The sequence below is a fragment of the Faecalibacterium longum genome, from assembly GCF_040094125.1.
GTDB lineage: Bacteria > Bacillota > Clostridia > Oscillospirales > Ruminococcaceae > Faecalibacterium > Faecalibacterium longum.
Genome location: NZ_JBBNIH010000146.1, coordinates 1 through 5,063 on the forward strand (window position 1 = coordinate 1; position 5,063 = coordinate 5,063).

Sequence of the window (5,063 nt, forward strand, 5' to 3'; positions counted from 1 at the left end):
GATGCCCCCGGAATAGATAGGGTCAGGATCGTTCCACTCTGTTTTATTCTTATCAGTCTTATTTGCTTGCGGTTTTGGCTGTTCCAGAATTGTGCTTTCGGCAGCACCAGAATTGCTGTTTGGGCAATTCTGTACTTGCGCTTTGGGCAAGCCGGAGGAAAAATCCTTGACGTAGATCAGGCTTGGTCTGCCCAGCCCACGACGTTTGCGCTCGATGAGGTCGAGCTGCTCCAATTCCCGGAACAGCTTGACCGCCTTGTGTTCGGCGCAACAGAGGGATTCCTGTACTTCCCGGCCTGTGTAGATGATATACACTCGCCCCTGCTCGTCCAGCCAGCCGTTCTTGACTGACAGGCTCATGCGGTCCAGCAGGATGCCGTACAGTGTCCGGGCATCTGTGGAGAGCTGCCGGAAACGGCAGTCTTGGAACAGTGCCTTGGGGATGCGGAAATAGGAGAACAATTCGCCCGACTGACCATAGAAGTAGTCCAGCATCATTTGGTGTGTCCTCGGATTTTCAACTGTAGGGGTGTATTCATGTGGAAAACTATCCCTCCCTCCGAAATGAATGAAAAACAGGTTGACATTCACCAGAAAAAACGCTTACAATGATGATAATAAAAGTGTCAACCGATGTAACAGGAGAAGATGCTTATATGCTTAATGTTTTTTACGGTGATATGCCGAACGTGATCTACAACACCGCTGTTTATTTTAAGAACACTTATGCAGAGGAGTGGATCACGGCTCCGCTTACTCGTGAGATGATACAAGACGTAGACCATTCCACTGTACTGGACAGCGGTGTGATTGATAGTCCGGTGCTGGGGAAGATTCCCCCGGTGCAGTTGTCGGGCGGAGTAAAGACCCTGATTTTGATAGCCAACGAGCCGGAAAAGGTGTTCAACGCTTCGACCTGTGGAGATAACTGTGCCAAATGGCTGTTAAAAATCGCTGAAAATCGGGATGTTACCATCAACCTTCGGCATCTCATGGATTTTGGAAATGGAACATTTACTATCCGCATCCTGAACACCAATCAGATCGTTCACTCCATGCGGGAACTTGTCCCCGTTGCAGGACTTTATGTGTGAGGATTTTTTATGACAGGAGCATATCGGGTCGTTGTACAAAACCGAAAAATCAAGTTCGATTTTGAAATACGCCGGAACATCACGATCTTGCGTGGAGATAGTGCCACAGGAAAAACAACGCTCGTGGAGATGATTCGGGAATACGAGGAACTAGGCCCGGACAGTGGAATAGAACTGCAATGCGAGAAGGATTGCGTTGTTCTTTCCGGGCGGCAGTGGGAAAAACAGCTTTCCGACCTTTCGCAGAGTATCGTTTTTATTGATGAAGGGAATGCTTTTACTGCTTCAAAGGAATTTGCCGCAGCGATTCAGAAAACAGACAACTACTATGTGCTCGTCACGCGGGAAGGACTTGAAACATTACCGTATAGCGTAACGGAAATTTACGGCATCCGGGCATCCAAACACTTCGGAGACTTGAAACAGACCTACAATGAGTTTTTCCGAATTTACGGAAATCCGATGGGGTTGGAGAAACTAAAACCAGTGGCAATCATTACAGAGGATTCCAATTCGGGGTTCCAGTTTTTTCAGGCTGTTTGCGCCGAAAACGGAATTTTCTGCGAATCTGCTGGTGGAAAGTCCAACATTTTCAAAATGCTGTCCGACCGTGCAGGGGAGAATATTCTGGTGGTTGCAGACGGTGCGGCATTTGGTTCGCAGATGGAGCGCATTATGCAACTGCTTGCCCTCCAGCCGGATTCTCATATTTACCTGCCAGAATCGTTTGAATGGTTGATTCTTCGCTCTGGATTGCTCGAAGACACAGAGGTCGATGAAATTCTGAAATCGCCGGAAAATCATGTGGAAAGCCAGCAGTATTTCAGTTGGGAGCGATATTTTACGGCTGTGCTGATGCAAAAGACCGCTGACAGCTATCTGAAATATACGAAGTCAAAACTGAATCCTGTGTATTTACAGGAGCATGAAAAGAAAGCGATTCTTTCGGAGATGTCCCACATCCAGCTCGACAAGAAAGACATATAAATCCCTACTAAGCAAACAGGACTGCTTCACACACATTGTACTGTGGAGCAGTCCTGTTCGTTTAATATGTAATTGTCATTGCACCTTCATGGCAGTCCTGTGCATAGGTGCGGAGCAAATCGAGGTGCTTTGAGGATTTTCGGACGATAGCCGTTGCACGGTCGCCGGACATAAACTCAACGACCGCAAGGCGCGGAATCGTCAATGTGCCACGAATTTTGAAGCCCACAAGGATCTTCTGATTGCACCATCGCTGGATGCTTTGTGCAGAGTAGCCCGTCAGCTCCGAAACTACCGGGGTGGTCAGCAGATCATCATATCCAACCGTGAGATTTTCCCATAGGGTATACAGCCCTGTTTTTTCTGGCTCTGTAAAATCGAAGCGGATGATCTCTGTGACAGGCTTGTCCGGGTGCCGCTTGGGGCAGCCATTCTTTCCGATATAAAAGCCCGTTGGCACTTTATACTTTTCGGGGTTATCTTCGCGGTCACACAGGTAGGTGATCACGTCGTGGGTCGCAATATGGTATTTGCGTGTTTTCTTTCCTGTATTGGTACACGGAACGAGACCGGAATCCAGAAGATACTTTGCGTGTTGCTTGTTGATGCGGGCAACACGGTAGAACTGGTCTTTCGTCATTCCGTTGGGATATTCTTCGAGTATTTTATAGCACTCTAACAGAGTCCTCATATTCATCCATCCTTTGCTGCTTTGATTTTGTCAGCGTCAGAAGCAACATACTGTATGGATGGATCATGGCTCCCGGAATCTCTCTCGCCCGTTCTCTCCAACGGGCGTAAAATCTCTCCCGATTCTCTCCAAAAGGCAGATTTTTCTGCGTTTTGGAAAGTGGGTTCAAATCCGCATGGAGCCTAGTGATTTTGGATTTTGATGAAATTTTAAGCGTAAATTCGATGGTTCGTATCTTCTGGAAAAGTCGGCTAATTACCTCTGTCTTCCACCAAGTACCGTGAAGCAGGAAAAACTCGAAATCGTTTTGTCCTTAATCGGGCACGTGGGTTCGAATCCCACCATCTCCGCCAGAAGTCGCAGATTCAAACGAATCTGCGACTTTTTCTTTTGCATCAAGCAGAGAAAAAGCGCTTTTGCCTCATCACAGTATGCTTTATACATGAACGATAAATCCATAATTATTTGGGGAGTTTGGATTCTCCCAAAAGGTTCGCAATGACCCCAGCAGACCCCTGTTTGCTTTTGTAATCGAGATGTGCGTAGATGTCAGCGGTGGTAGAAAAGGTACTGTGCCCCAGCCACTCCTGAACCTGCTTCATGGATACGCCGTTCATCACCATCAGGCTGGCACAGCTGTGGCGCAGGTCGTGAAAACGGATGTGCTTCAGCCCGTACTTGGTCAGCAGCCAATCAAAGTGTTCCGTCACGAAGTTCGGGCGGATCAGCTTGCCTTCCTCATCGGTGCAGACGAAATCCAAATACTCAGTGCTGTAGCTCTTCTTGAACAGCTTGCGGTAAAGCTGCTGCTTTTCCTTCTGCTTCAGAAGTTCTTCTTCCACAGCCGGGATCAGCGGCAGGGTGCGGCAGCTGGTCTTGTTCTTCATCACATCGCTGACCACAGGAACGTACTTGCCGTTCACCAACTGTTCCGTCACCTTGTGATTGATGGTGATGGACTTGCGCTCAAAGTCGATAGACGACCACTTCAACCCCAGTACCTCGCTGCGGCGCAGACCGTAGTAGGCCGTAATGAGGATGCACAGGTGCAGGGGGTCATCCTGCGATACTTCCAGCAGCTGTTGGACTTCATCCTTGGAGTAGAAGTTGGGCCGGAAGCTGTTCTTTTTCGGGCGGTCAACTTTCAGCATCGGGTTGGTTTCCAGATAGTCCTTGCGGACGGCATCCTTGAACGCTTTACCGAAGATGGCGTGGTAGTGAATGACTGTGTTAGTGGTGTAGCCCTCCAGCAAGATCTTCTCCTGAAACTCATCCAGCACCTGCGGCGTGACCTCGCACAGCTTCAAGCCCAGCGGCTCAAAATACTGCGTGATGCGCCCGGTGATCATCCGATTGTAGCTGATAAAGGTTGCAGGCTGGATGGATGCCTTGTGAACTTGCACCCACTCGTTGAGATAATCCAGAAACAGCATCTCCGACTTGTTAACGGGTTGGAGAGGTTTCGGCAAGGGCTTGGCGGTTTTAGCATCTACTTTTTCGTAGGCTCCGCCCCGCCCCGTGGGCAGTTCCCCGGTCTCATCATAGTGGAGCAATACTTCCCGGAGCATGGATTCTGCCTTGCGCTTGTTGCCCCGGACGGTCAAACCTGTGGAGATCCACTTGATCTTCCGCTTGCCGTTGGCATCATAAAGATTGACCACGAAATAGAAACGTCCATTTTTCTCTTGGACAGACCCTGTAGTTTTCATCATAAACCTCCTTTGGGTCAACAGGCGTGCTGTCCGTTGCTGCACCCACAGCATACCACATCCAGCGACGGATTTCCAGCCGGGAAGGTGCTCTGTCCGGTGAGCAGGAACTCGATCACACTCAGCTTCGGGATACGATAGGTGCGGCCGATTTTAAGCGCAAACAGGCGGCGGGAACGGATCAGTTCCCCAACTGTATGGCGGTTCAGACCAAGCATCTCCGCAGCCTGCTGAAGGCTGACGGCATCGGGGTAACCGGGAAACATCTGGGAATAGGCATCGTTAAACTTCATAGGCACTCCTTCTGCATAAGTAGTTTAAGGTCAAAAAGTGTGTCATCCTTTGCAGCAAGGCTGCGTTCAGGTGACAATGTAAAGAGAGCTGACAGTAGTTTCAACTCTCGCATCGCAGATAGACTTGCAGCCCATCTGCGTCAATATGATATAGGTCTCCCATATTCGCCCTCGGCACCCTAGGAGTGGGGAATCGTCCGGCAGCGGATTCACACCGCACCATTGGCATTTCAGCCACCCCGTCTTCGTTATGACCGGGCTGCGAGTTACAGAAGTACCTTTTGTGAAG

Annotated in this window: 6 protein-coding genes; 2 read left to right on the forward strand and 4 right to left on the reverse strand. The window is 49.4% G+C overall.

From position 1 onward, the window contains the following. Nucleotides 1–498: replication initiator protein A (locus AAAU26_RS08945; RefSeq protein ID WP_349181021.1), on the reverse strand; the 498-nt coding region annotated here is incomplete at its 3' end. Nucleotides 499–656: 158 nt separating this feature from the next. On the opposite strand from AAAU26_RS08945, the gene AAAU26_RS08950 reads away from it, so the two are divergent. After that, a complete protein-coding gene (locus tag AAAU26_RS08950; RefSeq protein WP_015565721.1) occupies nucleotides 657–1,094 on the forward strand; it encodes a DUF4869 domain-containing protein in 438 nt (145 codons plus the stop codon). A gap of 9 nt (nucleotides 1,095–1,103) precedes the next feature. Continuing rightward, complete coding sequence (locus tag AAAU26_RS08955; protein WP_227619588.1) at nucleotides 1,104–2,081, forward strand: translation initiation factor 2; 978 nt, start codon at nucleotides 1,104–1,106, stop codon at nucleotides 2,079–2,081. Nucleotides 2,082–2,142: 61 nt separating this feature from the next. On the opposite strand, the gene AAAU26_RS08960 is transcribed toward AAAU26_RS08955, so the two are convergent. The 3 genes from AAAU26_RS08960 to AAAU26_RS08970 all read right to left on the reverse strand — a co-directional run bounded on the left by AAAU26_RS08960 (nucleotide 2,143) and on the right by AAAU26_RS08970 (nucleotide 4,774). Further along, complete coding sequence (locus AAAU26_RS08960) at nucleotides 2,143–2,772, reverse strand: helix-turn-helix domain-containing protein (RefSeq protein ID WP_097791729.1); 630 nt, start codon at nucleotides 2,770–2,772, stop codon at nucleotides 2,143–2,145. A gap of 461 nt (nucleotides 2,773–3,233) precedes the next feature. After that, a complete protein-coding gene (locus AAAU26_RS08965; RefSeq protein WP_227619587.1) occupies nucleotides 3,234–4,484 on the reverse strand; it encodes a tyrosine-type recombinase/integrase in 1,251 nt (416 codons plus the stop codon). A gap of 14 nt (nucleotides 4,485–4,498) precedes the next feature. After that, nucleotides 4,499–4,774 carry a helix-turn-helix domain-containing protein gene (locus tag AAAU26_RS08970; RefSeq protein ID WP_154265812.1) on the reverse strand — a complete coding sequence of 92 codons (276 nt, stop codon included), beginning with the start codon at nucleotides 4,772–4,774 and terminating at the stop codon, nucleotides 4,499–4,501. Between the last annotated feature and the right edge of the window lie 289 nt (nucleotides 4,775–5,063).